The 20,876-nt window shown below is 72.4% G+C and carries 21 protein-coding genes; 11 read left to right on the top strand and 10 right to left on the bottom strand.

Features of this window, described 5'->3' with window-relative positions; genetic code table 11:
- Positions 1–192 precede the first annotated feature (192 nt).
- The 3 genes from ACZ4SW_RS17500 to ACZ4SW_RS17490 are packed head-to-tail and all read left to right on the top strand — an operon-like array spanning position 193 to position 2,695.
- Complete coding sequence (locus ACZ4SW_RS17500) at positions 193–1,323, top strand: ABC transporter ATP-binding protein (protein ID WP_468243625.1); 1,131 nt, start codon at positions 193–195, stop codon at positions 1,321–1,323.
- Positions 1,320–2,030, top strand: a complete 711-nt coding sequence (locus ACZ4SW_RS17495; RefSeq protein WP_468243623.1) for an ABC transporter permease — start codon at positions 1,320–1,322, stop codon at positions 2,028–2,030. The genes ACZ4SW_RS17500 and ACZ4SW_RS17495 overlap by 4 nt, the downstream gene beginning before the upstream one ends.
- Complete coding sequence (locus ACZ4SW_RS17490) at positions 2,027–2,695, top strand: ABC transporter permease (protein ID WP_468243619.1); 669 nt, start codon at positions 2,027–2,029, stop codon at positions 2,693–2,695. Before ACZ4SW_RS17495 ends, ACZ4SW_RS17490 begins: the two co-directional genes overlap by 4 nt.
- 54 nt (positions 2,696–2,749) lie before the next feature.
- Here ACZ4SW_RS17490 and ACZ4SW_RS17485 read toward each other — a convergent pair whose 3' ends face one another.
- The 4 genes from ACZ4SW_RS17485 to ACZ4SW_RS17470 are packed head-to-tail and all read right to left on the bottom strand — an operon-like array spanning position 2,750 to position 6,903.
- Positions 2,750–3,349, bottom strand: coding sequence for a GTP-binding protein (locus ACZ4SW_RS17485; RefSeq protein ID WP_468243616.1), 600 nt, complete (start codon positions 3,347–3,349; stop codon positions 2,750–2,752).
- The gene (locus ACZ4SW_RS17480) at positions 3,336–3,773 is read right to left on the bottom strand and encodes a DUF742 domain-containing protein (RefSeq protein WP_468243613.1); all 438 of its coding nucleotides are present in this window, start codon (positions 3,771–3,773) and stop codon (positions 3,336–3,338) included. Before ACZ4SW_RS17480 ends, ACZ4SW_RS17485 begins: the two co-directional genes overlap by 14 nt.
- Complete coding sequence (locus ACZ4SW_RS17475) at positions 3,770–4,228, bottom strand: roadblock/LC7 domain-containing protein (RefSeq protein WP_468243611.1); 459 nt, start codon at positions 4,226–4,228, stop codon at positions 3,770–3,772. The genes ACZ4SW_RS17480 and ACZ4SW_RS17475 overlap by 4 nt, the downstream gene beginning before the upstream one ends.
- On the bottom strand, positions 4,225–6,903 hold the full coding sequence (locus ACZ4SW_RS17470) for a sensor histidine kinase (protein ID WP_468243608.1): 2,679 nt from the start codon (positions 6,901–6,903) through the stop codon (positions 4,225–4,227). The genes ACZ4SW_RS17475 and ACZ4SW_RS17470 overlap by 4 nt, the downstream gene beginning before the upstream one ends.
- Before the next feature lie 419 nt (positions 6,904–7,322).
- Between ACZ4SW_RS17470 and ACZ4SW_RS17465 the strand changes: the two genes are divergently transcribed.
- On the top strand, positions 7,323–8,285 hold the full coding sequence (locus ACZ4SW_RS17465; RefSeq protein WP_468243606.1) for an ABC transporter substrate-binding protein: 963 nt from the start codon (positions 7,323–7,325) through the stop codon (positions 8,283–8,285).
- A gap of 10 nt (positions 8,286–8,295) precedes the next feature.
- On the top strand, positions 8,296–9,795 hold the full coding sequence (locus tag ACZ4SW_RS17460) for an aromatic amino acid ammonia-lyase (protein WP_468243603.1): 1,500 nt from the start codon (positions 8,296–8,298) through the stop codon (positions 9,793–9,795).
- A gap of 95 nt (positions 9,796–9,890) precedes the next feature.
- On the opposite strand, the gene ACZ4SW_RS17455 is transcribed toward ACZ4SW_RS17460, so the two are convergent.
- The 3 genes from ACZ4SW_RS17455 to ACZ4SW_RS17445 all read right to left on the bottom strand — a co-directional run bounded on the left by ACZ4SW_RS17455 (position 9,891) and on the right by ACZ4SW_RS17445 (position 12,027).
- Positions 9,891–10,706 (bottom strand): SAM-dependent methyltransferase, encoded by an 816-nt coding sequence (locus tag ACZ4SW_RS17455; RefSeq protein ID WP_468243601.1) that lies wholly within the window; start codon positions 10,704–10,706, stop codon positions 9,891–9,893.
- Positions 10,707–10,912: 206 nt separating this feature from the next.
- Positions 10,913–11,125 (bottom strand): DUF397 domain-containing protein, encoded by a 213-nt coding sequence (locus tag ACZ4SW_RS17450; RefSeq protein WP_468243800.1) that lies wholly within the window; start codon positions 11,123–11,125, stop codon positions 10,913–10,915.
- Positions 11,126–11,151: 26 nt separating this feature from the next.
- On the bottom strand, positions 11,152–12,027 hold the full coding sequence (locus tag ACZ4SW_RS17445; RefSeq protein ID WP_468243598.1) for a helix-turn-helix domain-containing protein: 876 nt from the start codon (positions 12,025–12,027) through the stop codon (positions 11,152–11,154).
- A gap of 286 nt (positions 12,028–12,313) precedes the next feature.
- On the opposite strand from ACZ4SW_RS17445, the gene ACZ4SW_RS17440 reads away from it, so the two are divergent.
- The 3 genes from ACZ4SW_RS17440 to ACZ4SW_RS17430 all read left to right on the top strand — a co-directional run bounded on the left by ACZ4SW_RS17440 (position 12,314) and on the right by ACZ4SW_RS17430 (position 14,287).
- Positions 12,314–12,865, top strand: a complete 552-nt coding sequence (locus ACZ4SW_RS17440) for an ATP-binding protein (RefSeq protein ID WP_468243596.1) — start codon at positions 12,314–12,316, stop codon at positions 12,863–12,865.
- Positions 12,843–13,322, top strand: coding sequence for a hypothetical protein (locus tag ACZ4SW_RS17435; protein WP_468243594.1), 480 nt, complete (start codon positions 12,843–12,845; stop codon positions 13,320–13,322). Before ACZ4SW_RS17440 ends, ACZ4SW_RS17435 begins: the two co-directional genes overlap by 23 nt.
- 161 nt (positions 13,323–13,483) lie before the next feature.
- Complete coding sequence (locus ACZ4SW_RS17430; RefSeq protein ID WP_468243591.1) at positions 13,484–14,287, top strand: VOC family protein; 804 nt, start codon at positions 13,484–13,486, stop codon at positions 14,285–14,287.
- Positions 14,288–14,397: 110 nt separating this feature from the next.
- Here the strand turns inward: ACZ4SW_RS17430 and ACZ4SW_RS17425 are convergent, their stop codons facing one another.
- Together ACZ4SW_RS17425 and ACZ4SW_RS17420 are read right to left on the bottom strand one after the other, a co-directional pair.
- On the bottom strand, positions 14,398–14,817 hold the full coding sequence (locus tag ACZ4SW_RS17425; RefSeq protein ID WP_468243589.1) for a DUF6114 domain-containing protein: 420 nt from the start codon (positions 14,815–14,817) through the stop codon (positions 14,398–14,400).
- Positions 14,817–15,497 carry a DUF6230 family protein gene (locus ACZ4SW_RS17420; RefSeq protein WP_468243586.1) on the bottom strand — a complete coding sequence of 227 codons (681 nt, stop codon included), beginning with the start codon at positions 15,495–15,497 and terminating at the stop codon, positions 14,817–14,819. Before ACZ4SW_RS17420 ends, ACZ4SW_RS17425 begins: the two co-directional genes overlap by 1 nt.
- Before the next feature lie 625 nt (positions 15,498–16,122).
- On the opposite strand from ACZ4SW_RS17420, the gene ACZ4SW_RS17415 reads away from it, so the two are divergent.
- On the top strand, positions 16,123–16,788 hold the full coding sequence (locus tag ACZ4SW_RS17415) for a Tat pathway signal sequence domain protein (protein WP_468243584.1): 666 nt from the start codon (positions 16,123–16,125) through the stop codon (positions 16,786–16,788).
- A gap of 55 nt (positions 16,789–16,843) precedes the next feature.
- Here the strand turns inward: ACZ4SW_RS17415 and ACZ4SW_RS17410 are convergent, their stop codons facing one another.
- The gene (locus ACZ4SW_RS17410) at positions 16,844–17,713 is read right to left on the bottom strand and encodes a lytic polysaccharide monooxygenase auxiliary activity family 9 protein (protein ID WP_468243582.1); all 870 of its coding nucleotides are present in this window, start codon (positions 17,711–17,713) and stop codon (positions 16,844–16,846) included.
- 174 nt (positions 17,714–17,887) lie between these two features.
- On the opposite strand from ACZ4SW_RS17410, the gene ACZ4SW_RS17405 reads away from it, so the two are divergent.
- Together ACZ4SW_RS17405 and cyc2 are read left to right on the top strand one after the other, a co-directional pair.
- Positions 17,888–18,430 carry a hypothetical protein gene (locus ACZ4SW_RS17405; protein WP_468243580.1) on the top strand — a complete coding sequence of 181 codons (543 nt, stop codon included), beginning with the start codon at positions 17,888–17,890 and terminating at the stop codon, positions 18,428–18,430.
- A 246-nt stretch (positions 18,431–18,676) separates the two neighbouring features.
- Entirely contained in the window at positions 18,677–20,845 is a 2,169-nt protein-coding gene (gene cyc2, locus ACZ4SW_RS17400; RefSeq protein WP_468243577.1) for a germacradienol/geosmin synthase Cyc2, read from the top strand.
- The last annotated feature ends 31 nt before the right edge of the window (positions 20,846–20,876 follow it).

Genomic DNA, 20,876 nt, shown 5'->3' with positions numbered 1-20,876 from the left:
TCCTGGACGCACGCCCGGGGGCACCTCGCCCGCCATGGTGCCGCAACACACGCCGTCTACACTCTCCCCGCAACGGCCCGTGCGACATCGGCCGGGTCGAGGGGTCCTCGCACGATGAGCGCCCGACCCGGGCGGGCACAGTGCAAGGACCCCTGAGGCCGCTCCTGCCACATCCGAAGGGCATTCGGCGTTTTGATACGGATAGATTCAGTCACGAAGCGGTATCCGGACGGCACGGTGGCGGTCGACAGGCTGTCTCTGGAGATACCCGACCACGCGATCACCGTCCTCGTCGGCCCCTCGGGCTGCGGCAAGACCACGACCCTGCGCATGATCAACCGGATGGTCGAGCCGAGCGAGGGCACGATCACCCTCGACGGCGTCGACATCGGCGAGCAGCCGGTCGACGTCCTGCGCCGGTCCATGGGGTACGTGATCCAGAACGCCGGGCTCTTCCCGCACCGCACCATCGTCGACAACATCGCCACCGTGCCCCGGCTGCTCGGCTGGAGCAAGGACCGTGCCCGCTCCCGGGCCCGGGAGCTGATGGAACGCGTCGGGCTCGACGCCTCCCTCGCCAAGCGGTACCCGTACCAGCTCTCCGGAGGACAGCAGCAGCGCGTCGGCGTGGCCCGGGCGCTCGCCGCCGACCCGCCGGTGCTGCTGATGGACGAGCCGTTCTCCGCCGTCGACCCGATCGTGCGCAAGGGCCTGCAGGAGGAACTGCTCCGGATCCAGGACGAGTTGGGCAAGACCATCGTCTTCGTCACCCATGACATCGACGAGGCGATCCGGCTCGGCACCATGGTCGCCGTTCTGCGCACCGGCGGGCGGCTCGCCCAGTTCGCGCCGCCCGCCGAACTGCTGTCGTCCCCCGCCGACGCGTTCGTGGAGGACTTCCTCGGCGCGGACCGGGGCATCCGGCGGCTGTCGTTCTTCACCTCCGAGACGCTGGAGCTGCACAAGACCCCCGTCGTCGCCGTCGACTCCACCGCCGAGCAGATCGCCTCCCGGGTCACACCCGAGGTGCCGTACCTGCTGGTCACCGACCTCGACGGCAGACCCCTCGGCTGGAGCGAGGCGGGGGACCTGACCGCCGGGGACATCGCGCCGGAGCGACTGCTGCCGTACGGGCGGCCGTTCGCCCACGGCAAGGACTCGCTGCGGGCCGCGCTCGACGGCGCCGTGCTCTCGCCGACCGGGTGGGCCGTCGCCGTGGACGACGCCGGCCGGGTGGTCGGCGTGGTCTCGCAGGCGGCCATCGGCGAGGCGATCCGCAGCGCCCACGCCGCGGGCCTGAGCGAGACGAAGGTCGCCGGATGAACGGGTTCTTCGACATCCCGAGCGACCTCCAGCACAGCTGGCTGGGCCTGATCGGGCTGCACCTGCGGGAGTCCCTGCTGCCGGTGCTCGCCGGCCTGGTCGCCGCCCTGCCGATCGCCCAGTTGTGCGTGCGGTTCCGCTGGCTCTACCCGCCCGTCCTCGGGGTGACGACGGTCCTGTACGCCGTCCCGTCGCTGGCGTTCTTCGTCGTGCTCATCGACTACACCGGCCAGAGCGAGCTCACCGTGATGATCCCGCTGGCCGTGTACAGCCTGGTGGTCCTGGTCCCCGCGATCGTGGACGGCGTCCGCTCGGTGCCGCAGGAGACGCTGGCGGCGGCCACCGCCATGGGCATCGGGCCCGTACGGCGTTACCTCCAGGTGCAGTTGCCGATCGCCGCGCCCGCCATCCTGGCCGGCCTCAGGGTCGCGACCGTCTCGAGCATCTCACTGGTCAGCGTGGGCGCCCTCATCGGCAACCAGGGCGCGCTCGGGAACCTCCTCGCCGACGCGATGTTCTACCACCGGCCCGTTCTCGCGGTGAACTCCGTGGTCACCACGGCCGTCCTCGCGATCCTCGTGGACGCCCTCCTCGTGCTGGTACGCGTGCTGGTGACGCCGTGGATGCCACCCGGCACCGGCAGGAAGCGGAAGGCCGCCGCACGGCCCGAACCGTCCGCACTCGCCCTCGAGGACGTGGCCCGGTGAACGTCCTGAACTTCGTCAACGCCTTCTTCAGCGACAGCGCCCACTGGCACGGCTACGACGGCATCCCGCAACGCCTGCTCGAACACGTCCAGTACTCCCTGACGGCGCTCGCCGTCGCCGCCGCCATCGGACTGCCGGTGGGCCTGCTCACCGGCCACACCGGGCGCGGCGGCAACGTCCTCGCGTTCGTCGCCACCGCCGCCCGCGCACTGCCCAGCTTCGGTCTGCTGGTCCTGATGTTCGTGCTGCTCGGCCTCGGGCTGCTGCCGGTCATGATCCCGCTGGTGGTGCTGGCCGTGCCGCCGATCCTGGTGACCACGTACGAGGCCGTGCGTTCCGTCGACCCGTCCCCGGTGGACGCCGCGCGGGGCATGGGCATGAGCGAGCCCAGGATCCTCTTCCAGGTCGAGGTGCCCGTCGCGCTGCCGCTCATCCTCAGCGGCCTGCGCTCGGCGGCCATCCAGATCGTCTCGACGGCCACCATCGCCGCGTACGTCAGTCTCGGCGGGCTCGGCCGCTACATCGTGGACGGGCTCTACCAGCGCGACTACGAGAAGGTCGTGGGCGGGGCCACCCTGGTCGCCGTGCTGGCGCTCGCCACGCTCACGGTGTTCTGGGCGGTGTCGCGGACGGTGGTGTCGCCGGGAGTGCGCAGAAGCGCCTGAACGGCACGCGCGGGCCCGGGGAACGTGTGGCTCCCCGGGCCCGCGCCATGGGCGTCATCCCTCCGAACGGGCCAGCGCCAGCTCCAGCACGACGAGCAGCGCGTCGCGGACCGAGCCGCGCTCGCGGGCGTCGAACACGACGACCGGGACGTGGTCGGAGACGTCGAGGGCCCAGCGGACCTGCTGGACGTCGTACTCCACCTTCCCGTCGAAGGCGTTGAGGGCGACCGCGAACGGGATCTCCTTGTGCTCGAAGTAGTCCACGGCCGCGTAGCAGTCGTCGAGGCGGCGGGTGTCGACGATGACGAGCCCGCCGACCGCGCCCTCCACGATGTCGTCCCACATGAAGCCGAACCGTTCCTGCCCGGGCGTGCCGAACAGGTACAGCTTCAGGGTCGGGTCGATGGTGATGCAGCCGAAGTCCATCGCGACCGTGGTGGTGGTCTTGCGCGGGGTGTGGGTGAGGTCGTCCACGCCCGCCGCGACCTCGGTGATGGCGGCTTCGGTGGTCAGCGGCTCGATCTCGGAGATCGAGCCGACCGCGGTGGTCTTGCCCACCCCGAAGCCGCCCGCGATCACCATCTTGACCGGCAGCGGCGGACGTACGGCGGTCCGCGCGACCGTGCCGCCGGCGACCGGTTCAGTCGGTGTCACGGAGTACCCCCCGGGAGTCGGGAATGGCGCGGAGGCCATCGATAACCCTGCGCAGGACGGATGCGTCGTGCGTGACGTCGGTGTGCGGCACGTGCACCGTCAGGTGCCCCTCGGCGCGCAGGTCCTCGGCGAGCACCCGGACCACGTTGAGGTGCAGCCGCAGCCGGGCCGCGATCTCCGCGACGGACTGCGGACGGCGGCAGGCGGCGACGATGTCGTGTTGTTCGAACGAGAGCCGGTCGAGGGCCTCGAGGCCCGCGGCGGTGGCCACCACCTGGGTCTCGACCGGGACCGGCCGGCCGGACGCGGTGGGCGCCACCCGGCCGGCGGTGAGCAGGAACGGCCGTACGGCGGAGGCGGGGCCCACGGGCTCCCGGTCGCCGTCGTTGCCGCCGCCCTCCTCGGCCGGGCGGAGACCGGTCACCCCGTCGAGCCGGCGCCGACGCTGTTCTTCAGTTCCAGCACGAGCTGGGGGCTGAGGGCGGCGCCGGCGCGGTTGGCGAACAGGGTCATCTCGTAGGCGATGTTGCCCAGCTTGGCCTCCTTGCCGGTGACCACGCCGAGGACGGCGCCGCTGCCGATCGCCGAGACCAGGACGTGGCCGCCCTCCAGGTCGATGATGACCTTGTTGAGGCCGCCCAGGCCGTAGTTGCCGGAGGCGCCGGCGGCCAGGCTGGTGATGCCGGAGACGATCGCGGCGAGCCGCTCGGAGTCGGCGTGTTCGCGCAGTTCGGAGACGGCGATGAGCAGCCCGTCGGAGGAGACGGCGATGGCGTCCACGACACCCGCGGTCTCGGTCGCGAAACGGTTGAGCAGCCAGGTGAAGTCGGCTGCGGCGGCCTGCAGATCGGCCGGAGAATCACCTGTGGACGTACTCACTGTTCCGCTCCTTCCGGGAGGTGGTTCTGGTGGTGCGTGTCGTGAGGATCGGTGGCGTGCGGGGCGGCGCTGTCACGGTGGGCACGCTCCACCGCGGCCTCGAACTCCTCGAGCGCGGCGCGCACCTGGTCGGCGTCGGCGGGCCGGGGGGCCTGCCGGGTCGCGGCGGTCTGCGCAACGCCGGTGCTCCGCAGGGTCGCACCGCGGACGCGTCGGCGCAGGGGGCGGGGGGAGTCGCCGGAGCCCGCGCCGGGTTCGTCGGCACGGGGGCGGGGGAGGAGCGGGGGGCCGTCGGCGCGGTCGGGGGTGTGCGCCCGGTCGTGCCGCTCCGCGCGGTCGGCGGGGCCCGTGTCCGCCGCCCCGGCCGCGGGCTCCGCCTCGCGCCGGGGGATCCGCCGGGGCAGGGCTCCGGGCCGTTCCTCGGCGCTGCCGCGGGCCGGGAGGGCGGCGGGCCGCCCGGTGGCCGCGAACCCGTCGGCCTCGGCGGCGGACCGTCCGGCGGCCGGTGCGTCCCCGGCCTCGGCGGCCGGCGAGCCGGCGGGACCGGACGGGGCGGCGGCCGGCTCCGGCCCCCGCACGGCGGTCGCCGCCGTTGCCGTGCCCGGTCGTGTCGCGGCGACGGAGGACCGGGCCTTGCCGGCCGGGCGGGCCGGCGCCGGGCCCGTCGTCGGCCCGTGCGCGGCGGGCGCCTCCCGTGGGTCCACCGGGCTCGTCGTCAGCAGCAGCGAGGACGGGATCTCCACGGTCGCCGTGACGCCGCCGCCCGGGGTGCGGGACAGCACCACCCCGATCTTCCGGCGGCGTGCCAGCGCGCCGACCACGAACAGGCCCAGCACCTTCGTCGGCACCACGTCCAGACGCTCGCGGTGGATCATGCGGGCGTTCTCCTCGGCGAGCCGCTCGGCGCTCATGCCCAGGCCGTGGTCGATGACGTCGATGACGGCGCCCTCGCCGCCCGTCCGTACGGTCACCTCCACGGGGCTGCCCGCGGGGGAGAACGACACGGCGTTCTCCAGGAGTTCGGCGACCATCAGCGTCAGGTCGCCGATGACGTCGGGCTCCACCATGACCTCGGACTCGGCCCGCAGCCGCACCCGCTGGAAGCCCTCGATCTGCCCGAGCGCCGCCCGCACCACGTTGGTGAGCGCGGTGGGACCGGCGTCCACGACCGTCTCGCGGATGCCGGCCAGCAGCATCAGACTGTCCGCGTTGCGCCGCAGTCGTACGGCGATGTGGTCGATGGAGTAGAGCCGTTCGAGCAGCGCGGGATCGGTCTCGCCGCGCTCCACCGCGTCGATCAACGCGAGCTGACGGGTGGTCAGGTTGCTGACGCGCCGTCCCACGTTGCCGAACATCTCGGCGACGTTGCGCCGGCTGAGCACCTGCCGCTCCAGCAGCGCCGCCGCGGTGGTCTGCACCCGGTTGAACGCCTCGGCGAGGTCGCCGATCTCGTCCCGCGCGGTGACCGGCACCTCCCGCAGCCGGGGTCGCCCGGCGTCCTCGGCGTCGTCGTCGGCCACCCGGGCCAGCTCCCGCCCGGCCACGTCGGCGACCTCCCGGGCGGCGCCGGTGAGGGCCTGCACCGGCCGGACCACCGAGCGGCGCACCAGCACGGACAGGGCGATCCAGACGATGAAGCCGATCAGCGCGAGGCCCAGCAGCAGGCCCGCCCGCCACTTGGCGCTGTCGGCGGCGTCATCGGCCCGGTCGGCGATCTGGCCGATGAGCGAGGTGGTGATCCGCAGCCGGCTCTCGGCCTGCCGCGGGTAGGCCGGGTAGTCGCTCAGCGCGTCCGCGAACGACCGCCGGATCTGCGCCGGGGTGCCCGCCTGCAGCCCGCCGGCGTCCACCTGGAGCTCCGCGTACGCCTGGGCGATCTCCCGCTGGGCGACGGTGTGTTCCATCCCGGACAGCTCGTCCGCCTGCTCGTCGGTGGCGAACCGTGCGAACCGGTCGGCCTGGTAGGTGTACAGCTCGTAGGAGCCGACCGCGCCGGTGAACTCCAGCAGTGCGTTGGAGTCACCGGTCGTCGCCGAGAACACCCCGGTCTCGAAGGCGCTGTGGGCCGCGTCGGCGCGGAGCAGCGAGTCCAGCAGGTTGCCGGTGAACGTGGACGCGAGCGCCTCGTCGCGGTCCAGGCCGAGACCGTCGATCAGGCCGTCGGCGGCGCCTGTGTAGGCGGGGTCGATGTTGTCGGCGGGCAGGTAGCCCTGCTCGACGGTCTGCCGCAGGCTGGTGAGGCCCTCGACCTCCTTGAGTGCCTGCGCCTCGGTGCCCGGGAGCCGGTCGCCGAAGGCGCTGCGCACCTTCTTCACCTGGGAGTCCACCGCCGCCTGCGCCCTGCGGTAGGCGGCCAGCGAGGACGCCGTGCCGCCCGCCTTCGCCTCGTAGCGCACGGAGAGCAGGACGGCCTGCTGGTGCTCCGCCTCCACCTCGTTGACCAGCCGCGCCACCTGCGTGCTGTCGCGGACCAGCCGCGCCGCGGACCCGGCGCCGCTCGACTCCTCGACCAGTCCCGCGATCAGGTAGGCGAGCAGCACGGCGACCACGGCGAGCGGTACGCCGACGAGGACGTCGAGCTTGCGCCTGAACGGCCACCGATCGGCGAAGCCGCGGGGGCCGCCCTCCGGGGGCGGCGCCGGACGGGCCGGCGCGTCCACATCGTTCGTGGACACCGAGCCTCCTTCGGGGGTGTCTGCGGGCGCGGGGATTTCACGTGATCGTCATGAATCGGCCGGGGGCGCACGGGAGACCCTCGGGGGTCGGCGTGAAACGGCACAAGGCGGCCCGGAACGCCGTTGTCGGCCCACACTGCAGCCCGTCGCCAACTTCGGGGAGACTACCGCCTCTTGGTGACCGCTTTCTGTGGCCCCACGTCAAGAATCCATTACGAAGAACGCCCGGTTCCGCCTCCATCCGCGCGTCATTCCTTCACAACGGAATGTTCACAACCAGCAACAGATCGAGGCCGATCGGTGATCGGAATGCTCTTGACTGACCGAGAACCTGCTGGATTGGATCGACATCGTGCGGTGCCCGCACCCCGCACAGCTCTGCCCCGCCCTGCCCGACACCCGAGCCCGGAACGGCAACCGTGACTTCTACCGCGAACACCAGCACGTCCAGCAGGAGACTCCCCGGAGCGGCCGCCGTCGCACTCGCCGCCACGGCGGCACTGCTCGCGGGGTGTTCCTCGTCCTCCAACGGCACGGACAAGAACCCGCTCGCGCAGGACAAGGCGGACGGCGGCACGGTCGTCGTCGGCTCCAACAACTTCTCCGAGAGCATCCTGCTCGCCGACATCTACGGCGAGGCCCTGAAGGCCAAGGGCGTCAAGGTCGCCTACAAGCCCAACATCGGCAGCCGCGAGACCACCTACGGCCTGCTGAAGAACGGCTCCATCACCGTCCTGCCCGAGTACAACGGCGCGCTGCTGGCCTACCTCGACAAGAACGCCGCCCCGAAGACGGTCGCCGCCACCACGGCCGCCATCAACGCCAAGCTGGACCCCAAGCTGACGCTCCTGGAACCGGCGCCCGCGCAGGACAAGGACTCCGTCACCGTCAACCAGGACACGGCGAAGAAGTACAACCTCACCGAGAAGTCCTCCATCGCGGACCTCAAGGCCATCGCCAAGGACCTGGTCATCGGCGGCTCCCCGGAGTTCCAGACCCGGCAGCAGGGCCTGCTCGGCCTGAAGTCGGTCTACGGCGTGGAGTTCAAGTCCTTCAAGGCGCTGGACGCGGGCGGCCCGCTGACCGAGGCGGCGCTGAAGAAGAACACCGTGCAGGCGGCCGACATCTTCACCACGGACGCGACCATCACCAAGGAGAAGTTCGTCGTCCTGCAGGACCCGAAGAACCTCTTCGGGTACGAGAACGTGCAGCCGCTCGTCTACAAGAGCGGGCTCTCCCAGAAGGGAGTGGACGCCCTCAACGCGGTCTCCGCCAAGCTGGACACGGCGACCCTGCTCGACCTGGACACCCAGGTGCAGCTCGAGAACAAGGACCCGCTCGACGTCGCCAAGGCCTGGCTGAAGTCGGCCGGCCTGGTCTGACGTCCGCGCCGTGGACACCACCACGGACGGACCGACACGGGTGCCCGCGCCCCATGACGCGGCCGGGGCCCGTGTCGTCCTGGACGGCACCGGCCTGGACGTCGGCGGGGTGGTCCGCCTCGCCGACGGCACCGCCGCGCCCGCCGTGGCGCCCGAGGCGCTCGACCGGGCCCGGCGCTCGTGGCGCACGGCGAACAGGCTCGCCCGCACGGGCCGGCTCTACGGCCGCGGCACCGGCGTCGGCGCGCACCGCTCGGTGCCGGTCGCGGCCCACGACGAGGGCGGCCACGGGCTGCGGGTGCTGCGCAGCCACGCGGGCGGCGCGGGCGCCCTGCTCCCGGCACGCGAGGTCCGGGCGATGCTGGCCGTGCGCGCCAACCAACTGCTCGCGGGCGGCTCCGGCATCCAGCCCGCCTTCGTCACCGCGCTCACCGAGGCACTGCGGCTCGGCGTCCACCCCGCCGTCCACGAGTACGGCGGCCTCGGCACCGGCGACCTGACCGCGCTCGCCCAGACCGGCCTGACCCTCATCGGCGAACACCCTTGGACAGGCGACCTGAACAGCGGCCTGCCCGCGCCCATGACCCTGAAGCCCGGTGACGCGCTCGCCCTGCTCAGCAGCAACGCCCTGACGCTCGGCCAGGCGGCGCTCGCCTGCCACGACCTGACGGTCCTGCTGAACGCCGCGCACGCCGTGGCGGCCCTGTCGCTGGCCGCCGTCTCCGGCTCCCTGGAGGCGTACGCGGCACCCGTGCACGCCGTACGGCCCTACCCGGGCCCCGCCCGAGCCGCCGCGGAGGTGCGCCGGCTGCTGGGCGCCCCCGACCGGCCGGGTGCCCGGCCGCAGGGGCGGATCCAGGACCCGTACGGCTTCCGCGCCTTCCCGCAGGTGCACGGGGCCGCGCTGGAGGCCGCTCAGGCGCTGCGCGGAATCATCGAGGTGGAGGTCAACTGCCCCTCGGAGAACCCCCTGATCGGTGAGGACGGCACCGCGCACCACCACGGCGGCTTCTTCGCGGCGCCGCTCGCCCTCGCCCTGGACGGACTGTGCCTGGCCCTGCTGCAGACGGCCCAGTTGTCCGCGGCGCGGCTGGCGGCGCTCGGCCGCCCCGACCTGACCGGACTGCCCGCGTACCTCACCACGGGCCCGGCCGGCAGCTCGGGCACGATGATCCTGGAGTACACCGCCAACTCGGCCCTCGCCGAGGTGCGTTCCTGTGCCGTCCCCGCGTCGGCCGGTCACGCGGTGCTGTCCCACGGCCTGGAGGAGGCGGCGAGCTTCGCCTCCCAGGCCGCGCGCCAGGCCCTGCGCGCGGTGGACCCCTACCGCACGGTCCTGGCCGCGGAACTGGTCGTCGCCGTACGGGCGTTGCGCCTGCACCCCGCCCCTCCCGCCGTCCCGGCCTTCACGACGGCCGACGCCGCCCTCCCGGACGGCACGGAGGACCGCCCCCTGACGGCGGACGTGACGGCGGCGGGCGAACTGCTGCCCGCGCTCGCGGAGTTGTAGCCCGTGACGCCCGGAACCGGCGCCCGTCCGGCAGGACGGGCGGGACCGTCGGCTCCGGCCCCGCCCTCGAAGATCACCTGTGGCACGGTGCGTGACTACGGCTTACGGGCGATGGCCCCGTACATCGCGATGTCCTCGTCCCGAATGCCCTGTTCGCCCGTGCCGTCCGGGTGCCACTTGTGCACCTGCACGATCCCCGGCTCCACCAGCTCCAGTCCGTCGAAGAACTCGTGGGCCTCGTCGATCGTCCGCAGCCGCATCGGCATGTTGCGGGCCGCGTACTCCCGTGCCACCCGGCCCACCTCCTCGGGCGCGAACTCGGCGGTCCCGATGGTCATCGCCAGGTAGCTTCCGGACGGCAGCGGCTCGAGCAGGCGCCGTACGATCCCCACGGCGTCGTCCTCGTCCAGGATGAAGTGGACGATCGCGATGACCGTGAGGGCGACCGGCTTGCCGAGGTCCAGGGTCTCCCGGAACTCGGGGGCACCCAGAATGGCCTCCGGGTCGCGGAAGTCGGCCTCGATGTACGACGTCTTCCCCTCGGGCGTGCTGGCCAGCAGCCCCTGGGACAGGGTGAGCACGATCGGGTCGTTGTCGACGTACACCACCCGTGACTCGGGCGCCACCGACTGGGCGATCTCGTGCAGGTTGGGGGAGGTGGGGATGCCGGTGCCGATGTCCAGGAACTGGCGTATCCCCGCCTCCTCGGCTAGCCAGCGCACCGCCCGGTTCATCCAGTCCCGGTTGGCGCGCATGTGGATGGGCAGGGCGGGCCACTCCCGTGCCATGGCGTCGCCCGCCTCCTTGTCGGCCGGGTAGTAGTCCTTGCCGCCCAGGATGTAGTCGTAGATGCGCGCCGAGTGCGCGCTCTCGGTGTCGATGCGGTCGGCCGGCCATCCGTTGTCGGACAACGCCGCCTCCTGTTCCGGGGTCTCGGTTGTGGAGTGGGAGAGAGAGCTCTGCGGGGGACGCAGAGACGCCTAGGGGGAACACGGGGGTACACGGGGAACGCGCAGAACGCAGAGATAGCAGAACGCAGAGATAGCAGAACGCAGAGATAGCAGAACGCGGAGACGGCGGAGGCAAAAGGGGGTCGGCAGCGGCGCGCGGCCGCGCCTCACAGCAGGAAGTCGGCCTCGCCCGCCTTCAGGCTCGCCAGGAGTCCCGCCATCTCGGTCCGGCTGAGGACCAGCGCCGGGCCGTCCGGGTCCGTGGACTGCCGCAGGGCCACGCTGCCGTCGGCCAGTTTCTTCGCCTCCACGCAGGCGCCGCCCGCGTCGTCGCTCCAGGGCTTGGACCAGCCGCGGGCGCCCAGGGCGTGGGACGGCATGCAGGTGCGTATCGGGTGGTGCACTCTCACAACTCCTTGCGGATCGCGCCGAGGACTGCCTCGGTCTTCTTCGCGGGCGCGGACTGCGCGCCCAACCGGTCCAGGGCCTCGCGGTAGACCACGACGTCGTCCGCCTTGTCCAGGTAGACGGCGCCCACGAGACCGCTCAGGTAGACGATGTCCGGCAACTCGGGCGCCCGGAACCGGAACAGATGGAAGGCACCGGCCCGCATCGCCGGGTGCGGGCCGTTGGCGAACGGCATGACCTGCAAGGTGACATGGGGGAGCGCGTTCATGGCGATCAGGTGGTCGATCTGGGCGCGCATCACCTTCGGGCCGCCGACCGGCCAGCGCAGCACCGTCTCGTCCATCACCACCCACACGCGCGGCGGCGCGGGCCGCGACAGCAGCTCCTGCCGCCGCATGCGCAGCGCCACCCGGCGCTCGGTCGCCTCGGCCGGTGCGTGCGGGTTGCCGGCGCTCAGCAGGGCCCGCGCGTAGTCCTCCGTCTGCAGCAGCCCGGGCACGAACTCGGCCTCGTACGCGCGGATCTGCAGGGCGGCCTGCTCCAGGCTGAGGTAGGCGGCGAACCAGTCCGGCAGCACATCGCGGTAGGTGTGCCACCAGCCGCGCTTGTTGGCCTCGCGGACCGACTTCAGGAACGTGTCGATCTCCTGCTGGTCCGTGACGCCGTACGTCTGCAGCAGCTTCTCGACGTCGGCGATCCGCAGCCGGGCCACCTTGGCGGCCTCCATGCGGCGGATCGTGGAGTGGCTCACCCCGATCGCCTCGGCGGCCTGCTCGAACGTCAGACCGGCCCGTGAGCGCAGCTCTTCGAGCTGCCGTCCGAGGATCATGCGCAGAACGGTGGGGGCGCCGCCCCAGTCGGTTTCCGCGGTCACGCCTACCCCCTCACACGGGATGCACGGTCGCAGTCTGTCACGATCTTCCGCCGGCCGGAGCAGGATGCACCTCACGAATTGCAATTTTCAACTTGCCGGTTGCGGTGCGTTGTTGCCAGGTGCCACAGTGTTCCTACCGCTTCAGGACGGTGAACCATGGTGGTGAACAGCTCAGTTGGGGGAGACGGGGCTGGCTCGGCGCCTGTGGCGCGAAGTGCGGATCGCGCCGTGACCGGAAGGCGGTGGGGACCGGCCAGGTTCCCAGGCAGACGAAAGGCGAACGGCGATGGCTCCGCCCTCCCTCCCCCAGTCCGTGGGCCGGATGCCCACGGGCACGGCACACCCGAGAACCGGTGTCCTCGACCTCCCGGCGGTCCCCGCCTCCGTCGGCCTGGCCCGCAGCAGCGTCCGGCGGCTGCTCGGCCGCTGGGGCACCGGGGACGACACGATCGACGACGCCGTGCTGGTGACCTCGGAGCTGGTCACCAACGCGGTCAAGCACAGTGCCGGCGACCGGATCGTCTGCCGGATCCGCACCGACGGCCACCGGCTGCACATCGAGGTCGAGGACGAGAACCGCGGCGGCACGCTCCCGACCCGGCGCCGACCCGGGCCGGACGACCAGGGCGGCCGCGGGCTGATGCTGGTCGGCATGCTCAGCGGCGACTGGGGCGTCCGGGACGCCCCGGACGGCTCCGGCCGCATCGTCTGGGCGGAACTGGCACCGGAACCCGGTGAGGCCGTCACCGCCGGTCCGCCCCCGCTCCCGCCCGCCCTCAGGCCCGCCCCCCACCCGGCCGAAGGACCAGTACCCGATGGAACGACCGCACGTCTTTGACCCGCTGTCCCGTCCGATCCCCTCCCCGCCTTCGCCCCCGCACACCGCCCACCCGCCCGACCGCCTGCCCCTCCCCGGGGAGCTGACCGCCGCCCTCGGCTACGACGCCGTGGGCATCCCCGGGTACCACGGGGAACGGATCATGAAATGCCTGCCGCGCGTCGGCTGCGTCTTCGCCGACGACCTGCGCTGGTGGTGGATCGTTCCGTCCGGCTCCGACATAGGGATCACCTGGCCGCCGACGACGAGCTACGCCGTCGACGCGCGCGTGGGGCCGGGCGCGGCGGCCGACGCACACCGCCGCGACCCCTCCTGGAGCGGTCCGCGCCCCGGCCGCCCCCGGCTGATCCACCGCCCGGACGGTGACTGTGCGTACACGCCCCCCATCCCGCTGTACTTCCTCGCCTGCCGCCTGGTCGGCAGCACCCCGCACTGGTCGCTGGGTGTGGGCGCCTGAGGCGGTTCCGGGCCTCAGGCGCCACGACCGCCCCGTCTCGGGATGAAACCCGGCGCTCGGTGGCGCATCCTTGCAAGGGTGTGATCGGGGTACCCGGAGGCCCTCAGCGAACGAAGCAGGAGGTGCCCGGCGCCTCCCCTCGGAACCGGGCGGTGTGGTCCATGGCGAACAACGAGACACGCGGCAAGGGGGAAGTAACCAGTCACTCGGTGTACGGCGCACCGTGCTGGGTGAGTCTGGCCACGCGCGACCTGGAGGGCGCGGAGGGGTTCTATCAGGCCGTGTTCGGCTGGAAGTGGCGGCCCAACAGCCTCGGCGACCGGTTCCGGGTGGCGCTCGCGGACGGGGTGCCCGTGGCCGGGATCGCCGCCGTGGCCTCGATGTGGCAGATGGCGGTGGCCTGGACCGTGTACTTCGCGGTCGACAGCGCCGACGACGCCGCGGCCCGCTGCCGGGAGCGCGGCGGGACGACGGCCGTGGGACCGCTCGCCCTCCCGCCGGGCCGGGCGGCCCTGCTGGCGGACCGCGACGGGGCCGTGTTCGGCATCTGGGAGGGCCCGCTCATCACGGACTGGGAGGAGTGGCGCGCCGCCGCGCCCACCTTCATACGGCTGCACACGCGCGACGCCTTCGACGCCGCCATCTTCTACGGCGAGGTCCTGGAGTGGGCCGCCGCGCGCCCCGGCTGCTGCGAGGTGCACTACGACGGTGACGAGGTGGTGCTGCGCAGCAGCGGAGTGGTGGTGGCGCGGATCCACTCGGGGGCCGTGGAGGCCGCACCCGACCCCACGATCCGCCCGCACTGGCAGATCCACTTCACGGTCGAGGACGTCACGGCCTGCGTCCTGGCGGCCCGCGCGCACGGCGGATCCGTCCTGCAGTGGGAGGAGGGCGCGGGCGAGGCGGTGCTGGCCGACCCGGACGGCGCACGCTTCACGGTGACCGCGAGGCAGCGGGAACGCTGAGGGGCGGCCGTGGGGGCACCGGCTCGGCGGTGCGGCCTCGGCGGGCGGGCTCCGGGGGCCGCCGCGGTGGGGGTCGGGGCGACCGGGGCCGCCCGCCGAGGGGCGAGGTGTCAGGACACGGGCGAGCCGGTGGTGGGGGTCCGGTCGCGGCGGCGGCGCAGCACGCCCCGGCGCGGCTCCTGGTCCGGCAGCCAGCCGAAGGCCAGGCAACTGCCCACCGCACCGAGCAGCAGGCCGATCAGGAAACCGCCCATGTTGGACGTGACCCATGTGCCCAGGGAGACCAGGACGCCGATGATCGAGTAGAACAGGCGCTGGGCCGGGCTGAAGAGGATCAGCAGACCGCAGAGCAGCATCACCACGGGCAGCAGGTAGCCCGCGACACCTTGCATGCCGACGTGCACGACCACCTTCAGCGACGCCTTCTCGGTCAGGAGGACCTCCGCCCCGCCCAGTGTCAGCAGCAGCCCGCCCCAGAAGGGCCTGCCCGCCCGCCACCGCCGGAAGGCGGTCCTCGCCCGGCCGGCCATCAGGGGCAGTCCGAGTCGCTGAAGCCGAGCTTGAGGCCGGGCAGCTTGAACACGGCCGCGGTCGTGAAGTAGTTGGTCTGACGCAGGTTGGCGATGTGAACGGTGTCGGCCTGCTGGCCGAAGACGCCCTTGTTGCCCTTCACCCCCGCCTTGCTCAGCGTGCTGGCGTCGTTGCCGATTTCGATCTTGTGGAACTCCGCGTCGCCCGTGAGCTGGGTCGAGTCGGTGGTCAGGTTGTGCGCGGTCACCTTGTCCTTGCCGCCGCCCGCGGTGATCTTCAGGTAGGTGCCGCCGAGGTCGACGCTCTGGCACAGCTTGGTGAGCGTCGCGTCCTTGATCGCGGAGGTCACGACCAGCACCTGGCCGCCGGTGTCGCCGGCGTTCGGGCTGTCGTCCGCCATGTTGTCGAGGTTGCCGAACTGCTCGAAGCCGGTTCCCGTCAGGTCCGTGGCCGTGACCGTGAAGGGCATGCCGGAGATGTAGAACTGCACCCCCAGCGCTCCCTGGGCGGTCATGATCGCCAGACCGGCGGCTATCGCGGTGGCAGGCAGCGCCATCACCGCGGCGCGGCGCAGGCGGACCCGCCCGCGTCTTCCGGGGGACCCGTCGCCGGCGGAACCGCTTTCCGGGGGCTCGGGGATGGAACCGGGGGACGCCGTGACGTCCGAGGACGAAGCCATGTCTGCTCCTGGGCATGGTCAATGCGAATAGGGCTTCACCGGCACGGTGTCCTGGCGCGGACAGCTCCTGCCGCGCACGCCTCCTCACACCTCCCGGCGTGTGCAAGGGCTTGCTCGTGGCGCGGCAGTGGCCTACCGAGAAGTTACCGGGGGTTACATCTCTGGGTCAAGGGAGTTGTGGCCATAGCGTGTCGATTGTGTGACACGGGTGAGCGGCCGGGGCGTCCCGGCCCCCCGGCCTACCGGGGCCCACCTGCGCCGCCGCATGTCACTACGCCAACTTCTGTGCGAACTATTGACGTTGACGACCCATCAGGTCTACAACATCCCCTGTTTTCCCACGGATCCGTGGCGCCGGATCCGTCGCACGGTGCACGTCACCCTCCCGGCCCCTGTCTCCTGGGGCGTGTTGTGACACCCCCGCACGCGCGGTGCACCGCACGGATCCTTCACATCCACCCGCGATCCGCTCACCCCTCCGCGTCACCGGCACGGCCGCTTCCCCCTGTCCGCGGACCGTCCGGTGGCCCGGCCGCCGCTGCCCTCCCGTCACGTACGGAGAAGGCGTGACGGGACGGCAGCGGCACCCACCCGCACAGCCCCCCACTTCCGAGAAGAGGCACCCATGCGCACCACCCGATCCCTGCTCGCCGTCGCCGGCGCCGTCGCGGCCCTCGCCCTGGCCACGTCGTCCCCCGCCTCCGCCGACGGCGCGGTGCTCACCACCGGCGGCGCGGGCGGCACCGCCGTCTCGGTCGGCGACGTCCTCAACGCATCGCTCGCCAGTGGCACCACGGCCACGCTCTACTCCAGCGCCACCGGCACCAGCGGCGTCTCCTGCACCTCGTCGACGTTCACCGCGACCGTCACCGACAACCCGGCCGCCCCCGGCACCGCCACCGAGTCGCTCACCGGTCACAGCTTCGACAGCAGCAGCTGCACCACCAACGTCACCGGCGTCCTCGGCGTCAGCAGCATCACCGTCGACAACCTGCCCTACACCACCAAGGTCGCCTCCGACGGCACCGTCTCCGTCACCCCGGCGGCCGGTTCCACGATCCAGACCACGGTGAAGCTGCGCACCCTGCTCGGCTCGATCACCTGCGTCTACCAGGCCCCGAGCCTGACCGGCACGGCGAGCAACACCGACAACAGCATCGCGTTCACCAGCCAGCACTTCACCAAGTCCTCCGGCTCGTCGCTGTGCTTCGCCAACGGCTACTTCACGGCCAGGTACGCCCCGGTCACCGACACCAGCCAGGCCGGCAGCCCGATCGTCTCCGTGAACTGACCCGCCCTCGGCCGACGGCCGTTTCCGGTCTCCGGCGGGACCGGAAACGGCCGTCTCAGCCGCGCCGGCGGCGCAGCAGGGCGAGTGCCGCGCCCCCCACCAGCAGTGCGGCCGCCGCGGCGCCGCCCGCCAGCAGCGGCATGGAGGGGCCGCCGTCCGCACGGGGCGCGGTGGCCGCGGCCGGGGTACCGGGCGCGGCGTTCGCCGGAGTGCCGGGCGCGGTGGCAGCCGGGGTGCTCGGCGACGGGGCCGGCGTGCCGCTGGGCCTGCCCTTGCCCGCGGCGGTGCCCGCGGTGCCGGACGCGGCGAACACCACGTCGGAACACGAGTAGTAGGTGTCCGTCGTGCTGGAGTTCTGCCAGATCGTGTACAGCACGTGGTGCCCCGAACGGTCCGCGGGCAGGGTCGCCCTGATCCGGTAGGCGCCGTCCCTGAGCGGCGGGTCCGTGACCTCCGCGAACGGCTTGGCGGGGAGGTCGGACCAGGTCAGCGGCTTGGTGGGGTCGTAGCCCCGTTTCGTCAGGAACAACTTGAAGGTGCCCGAGTGCGGGATCGTCGAGCTGTACGTCATCGTCAGCGTGGCCCCGGGTGCCAGCCGGGTCGACGGCCAGTCGGAGCGCGCCAGGTCCAGGCCCCGGTACGCCGGAAGCCCTCCGCTGCACAGCCGGCCGTCGGGGATCAGCCGCCGGTCCCTGCCGTTCACGTCGGCCACCCGCAGGTTGTCCCAGGCCGTGAACGGGGCGCCGTTCGCCGCGATCGCCGCCCGGCACGCGGCGGACCGTGCCCGCTCACCGCCCTGGGGCGAGCATGCGACCACCCGGCTGACCGGATCCGTGGGCGCACCGTGGGCGAGGGCCGGGGCAGCGGGAAGCAGCGTGGCCGCCAGGGCGACGGCGGCGGTGGCGACGGTGCGGTGAGCGGGCATCCGGTGTCTCCAGGCGCGTCGGGTCCGGCGGGCGCGGGGGGGCGCACCGGGGAGTACGGGGATGCGGCGCCGCACGTTCAGACGGAGTGGACGGGCACCTGCGGCGCGAGGGCACGCGGACGCGCCGGTTAGCGTAGGCCCATGGCAACGGAGAGCGCCCCTCAGGCGGTTGACGTGAAATGTCCGGGTTGCGGCTCGGCCGCCGTGCGGGCGGTCCCGGAGGTCTGCGCCGACCACGCGTCCATGCGGGACGGCCTCGCCGACCGGCTGGCGCGGTCGCCGGGCGCGCCGACACGGTTCGACAGCGGTGTGCACTGCCTGGAGGGCCTGCTGCTGGCCGGCGTGGGCGTCGCCCTCGCCTACGGCGGGATCGGCCACCACCAGCCGCTCTACACCGCCGGTGGATCGCTCCTCGCCGTCCTGCTGCTGGTCGGGACGGTCGTCGTGGTCCGCCGCGAGGCACGCGAACGTGCCCTCGTCACCGCCGGTGAGCCCCGCGCCGAGGCACTGTGGCGACCGGCGTACCACTGCGCCGGGTGCGCGTCGGTGTTCTGCCCCGGCGGCACTCCGTGGCGGGGCCTGCTGACACCGGAGCAGTTCAGGAAGTTCGTGTGGACCGAGGCCGGCTACGACAAGCAGCTCGAGGAGCATTTCTCGGACGTGGAGCTGCCGCCCGGGATCCCGGCCGGCCCCGGCGGAGGCCGGGACCATGCCTGACGCACCCGTGACCCTCGCAGACGGCTCCTCTCGCACGGCGTGCTCTCGGCACGCCGTCCCACGCTGATCCGCGCGGTGCGGGACGTCTTTCCGTACGGACCCGACGGGCGGCGCGCCCTGGACGCGCCGCCGGTGCGTTCGACCGACTGCACAAGTTCGGTCGAACACGACCGTGAAGGTGACGCGATGGTGTGATCAACCGTCGCCCGGTGGATGCCCCGCCCGGCGCCCGGGCAGGACCCGGCCATGACGCAGCCGTTCGACCTCCCGCACTTCTACATGCCGTACCCGGCACGCCTGAACCCGCATGTCGACGAGGCCCGCGCCCACTCCACGGAGTGGGCCCGCGCCATGGGCATGCTGGAGGGCTCCGGCATCTGGGAGCAGTCCGACCTCGACGCGCACGACTACGGACTGCTGTGCGCCTACACCCACCCCGACTGCGACGCCCCGGCCCTCTCCCTGATCACCGACTGGTACGTGTGGGTGTTCTTCTTCGACGACCACTTCCTGGAGACCTTCAAACGCACCCAGGACCGCGAGGGCGGCAAAGCGTATCTGGACCGCCTCCCGCTGTTCATGCCCCTGGACCTCACCGCCCCGGTTCCGGAGCCGGAGAACCCGGTGGAGGCGGGCCTGGCCGACCTGTGGGCGCGCACGGTGCCGTCCATGTCCCCCGACTGGCGCAGGCGGTTCGCCGTCGCCACCGAGCACCTGCTCAACGAGTCCCTGTGGGAGCTGTCCAACATCAACGAAGGGCGGATCGCCAACCCCGTCGAGTACATCGAGATGCGCCGCAAGGTGGGCGGCGCCCCCTGGTCCGCGGGACTCGTCGAGTACGCCACCGCCGAGGTGCCCGACCGGGTGGCTGGCTCCCGCCCGCTGCGCGTGCTCATGGAGACGTTCGCCGACGCGGTCCACCTGCGCAACGATCTCTTCTCCTACCAGCGCGAGGTCGAGGAGGAGGGCGAGAACAGCAACGGCGTCCTGGTCCTGGAGACCTTCTTCGGCTGCACCACCCAGCAGGCGGCCGAGGCCGTCAACGACATCCTCACCTCACGCCTGCACCAGTTCGAGCACACCGCGTTCACCGAAGTCCCCGCCCTGGCCCTGGACAAGGGCCTCGCCCCGGACGAGCTCGCCGCCGTCGCGGCGTACGCGAAGGGGCTGCAGGACTGGCAGTCCGGCGGCCACGAATGGCACATGCGCTCCAGCCGGTACATGAACGAGAAGGCCCGCGCCCGGCGGCGGCCCCTCGGCCTCTCCCACCCCGGCACCTCCGCCGCCGACCTGCGCGGCCTGCTCGCCGACGCCGGCGCGGAGCGCCTGCGGGCGTACACCCACCGTCCCTTCCAGGAGGTGGGCCCGTCACGGATCCCCGACCTCCACATGCCGTACCAGGTGGAGCTCAGCCCCCACCTGGACGGCGCCCGCAGCCGGCTGACCCCGTGGATGCACCGCATGGGCATGCTCCAGGAGGGCGTCTGGGACGAGGACAAGCTGGCCGCGTACGACCTCCCGCTCTGCGCGGCGGGGCTCGACCCGGACGCGACCCCCGAGGCGCTCGACCTCAGCTCCGCGTGGCTGGCCTGGGGCACCTACGGCGACGACTACTACCCGCTCGTCTTCGGCCACCGCCGCGATCTCGCCGCGGCCAGGCTGTGCACCGAGCGGCTGTCGTCGTGCATGCCCCTCGACGGCGAGGAGCTCCCCGTCCCCGTGAACGGGCTGGAACGGGGGCTGATCGACCTGTGGGCGCGCACCACGGCCGGGATGACCCGTGAGCAGCGGCGATCGCTGCGCGCCGCCGTGGACGACATGACCGTGAGCTGGCTGTGGGAGCTGTCCAACCAGCTCCAGAACCGCATCCCCGACCCCGTCGACTACCTGGAGATGCGCCGCGCCACCTTCGGTGCCGACCTCACCAAGAACCTGTGCCGCCTCGGCCACGGCCCCGCGGTCCCGCCCGAGGTGTACCGCAGCGGCACGGTCCGCGCGCTGGAGAACGCGGCCGTCGACTACGCGATGCTCGTCAACGACGTCTTCTCGTACCAGAAGGAGATCCAGTACGAGGGCGAGATCCACAACGCGCTCCTCGTGGTGCAGCACTTCTTCGGCTGCGACCACCCGACGGCGGTACGCATCGTGGGCGACCTGATGAACCAGCGCATGGAGCAGTTCCAGCATGTGGCCGCCCGTGAACTCCCGGTGCTGTTCGAGGACTTCGCCCTCTCGGAGGAGGCACGCGAGGCCATGGACGGCTATGTGGCGGACCTGCGCAACTACATGGCGGCCATCCTGAACTGGCACCGCGACTGCCACCGCTACGGCGCCGCCGATCTGGCCCGCCGCTTCCACGGCTTCGTCCCGGACCTGGCCTCGGCCGTCACCCTGCGGGCGCCGGCGACCCGCTGACACGCCGCCGGGCCCGGCGGACACGACGGCC

The organism is Streptomyces sp. NPDC028331 (assembly GCF_055565775.1).
This window is presented reverse-complemented; position numbering and strand designations above follow the sequence as displayed.

Coding starts and splice junctions, on each gene's coding strand:
- ACZ4SW_RS17410 (WP_468243582.1), bottom strand. CDS start 17,713: ATGCCCGCTCACCGCACCGTCGCCACCGCCGCCGTCGCCCTGGCGGCC.
- cyc2 (WP_468243577.1), top strand. CDS start 18,677: ATGACGCAGCCGTTCGACCTCCCGCACTTCTACATGCCGTACCCGGCA.
- ACZ4SW_RS17495 (WP_468243623.1), top strand. CDS start 1,320: ATGAACGGGTTCTTCGACATCCCGAGCGACCTCCAGCACAGCTGGCTG.
- ACZ4SW_RS17435 (WP_468243594.1), top strand. CDS start 12,843: ATGGAACGACCGCACGTCTTTGACCCGCTGTCCCGTCCGATCCCCTCC.
- ACZ4SW_RS17415 (WP_468243584.1), top strand. CDS start 16,123: ATGCGCACCACCCGATCCCTGCTCGCCGTCGCCGGCGCCGTCGCGGCC.
- ACZ4SW_RS17420 (WP_468243586.1), bottom strand. CDS start 15,497: ATGGCTTCGTCCTCGGACGTCACGGCGTCCCCCGGTTCCATCCCCGAG.
- ACZ4SW_RS17430 (WP_468243591.1), top strand. CDS start 13,484: ATGGCGAACAACGAGACACGCGGCAAGGGGGAAGTAACCAGTCACTCG.
- ACZ4SW_RS17425 (WP_468243589.1), bottom strand. CDS start 14,817: ATGGCCGGCCGGGCGAGGACCGCCTTCCGGCGGTGGCGGGCGGGCAGG.
- ACZ4SW_RS17440 (WP_468243596.1), top strand. CDS start 12,314: ATGGCTCCGCCCTCCCTCCCCCAGTCCGTGGGCCGGATGCCCACGGGC.
- ACZ4SW_RS17450 (WP_468243800.1), bottom strand. CDS start 11,125: ATGCCGTCCCACGCCCTGGGCGCCCGCGGCTGGTCCAAGCCCTGGAGC.